General features: G+C 49.6%; 1 rRNA gene. It reads left to right on the forward strand.

The annotated features are described in order from the left end of the window. Positions 1 to 274: 274 nt before the first annotated feature. Positions 275 to 1,796, forward strand: a 16S ribosomal RNA gene (locus tag BLR60_RS24450). Positions 1,797 to 1,839: the final 43 nt, after the last annotated feature.

Consider the following 1,839-nt stretch of genomic DNA (forward strand, 5'->3'; position numbering starts at 1 on the left):
AACAAACAGGATTGAAACAGACGGAAACATGTTTAAGACGAACAAGACTTGAACAGACTGAAATCTGCAGATATATAAAGACGGGCCGCGAGGCAACAACAGTCGATAAGTTCTTAAAAGAGATGTCAATGTAGCGTAGCGAGGTAATGGAGTACCGATCAAAGTACATGATTACGTAGCTTTATTTTAAAGGTGTCTGTCTGACAGACAACATAACAAAAGAAGACTATTTTTAACAATAGTTAAAACTGGTCAGTATTGAACAACACATTTTACAATGGAGAGTTTGATCCTGGCTCAGGATGAACGCTAGCGGCAGGCCTAATACATGCAAGTCGAACGATATTTTCCAGCTTGCTGGAAGAGAAAGTGGCGCACGGGTGCGTAACGCGTATGCAACCTACCTTCATCAGGGGGATAGCCCGGAGAAATCCGGATTAATACCGCATAAAATCACAGGATGGCATTATCCAATGATCAAACATTTATGGGATGGAGATGGGCATGCGTGTCATTAGCTAGTTGGCGGGGTAACGGCCCACCAAGGCGACGATGACTAGGGGATCTGAGAGGATGGCCCCCCACACTGGTACTGAGACACGGACCAGACTCCTACGGGAGGCAGCAGTAAGGAATATTGGTCAATGGAGGCAACTCTGAACCAGCCATGCCGCGTGCAGGAAGACTGCCCTATGGGTTGTAAACTGCTTTTATCCGGGAATAAACCTAAATACGTGTATTTAGCTGAATGTACCGGAAGAATAAGGATCGGCTAACTCCGTGCCAGCAGCCGCGGTAATACGGAGGATCCAAGCGTTATCCGGATTTATTGGGTTTAAAGGGTGCGTAGGCGGCCTGTTAAGTCAGGGGTGAAAGACGGTAGCTCAACTATCGCAGTGCCCTTGATACTGATGGGCTTGAATGGACTAGAGGTAGGCGGAATGAGACAAGTAGCGGTGAAATGCATAGATATGTCTCAGAACACCGATTGCGAAGGCAGCTTACTATGGTCTTATTGACGCTGAGGCACGAAAGCGTGGGGATCAAACAGGATTAGATACCCTGGTAGTCCACGCCCTAAACGATGAACACTCGCTGTTGGCGATACACAGTCAGCGGCTAAGCGAAAGCGTTAAGTGTTCCACCTGGGGAGTACGCCCGCAAGGGTGAAACTCAAAGGAATTGACGGGGGCCCGCACAAGCGGAGGAGCATGTGGTTTAATTCGATGATACGCGAGGAACCTTACCCGGGCTTGAAAGTTAGTGAATGATCCAGAGATGGATCAGTCCGCAAGGACACGAAACTAGGTGCTGCATGGCTGTCGTCAGCTCGTGCCGTGAGGTGTTGGGTTAAGTCCCGCAACGAGCGCAACCCCTATGTTTAGTTGCCAGCACGTTATGGTGGGGACTCTAAACAGACTGCCTGTGCAAACAGAGAGGAAGGAGGGGACGACGTCAAGTCATCATGGCCCTTACGTCCGGGGCTACACACGTGCTACAATGGACGGTACAGAGGGCAGCTACATAGCAATATGATGCGAATCTCACAAAGCCGTTCACAGTTCGGATTGGGGTCTGCAACTCGACCCCATGAAGTTGGATTCGCTAGTAATCGCGTATCAGCAATGACGCGGTGAATACGTTCCCGGGCCTTGTACACACCGCCCGTCAAGCCATGGAAGTTGGGGGTACCTAAAGTATGTAACCGCAAGGAGCGTCCTAGGGTAAAACCGATAACTGGGGCTAAGTCGTAACAAGGTAGCCGTACCGGAAGGTGCGGCTGGAATACCTCCTTTCTGGAGTAGACACACCTACTCGCCACGCAACATGATATTTCTA

The organism is Pedobacter terrae, assembly GCF_900100705.1.
GTDB classification, from domain to species: Bacteria; Bacteroidota; Bacteroidia; order Sphingobacteriales; family Sphingobacteriaceae; genus Pedobacter; species Pedobacter terrae.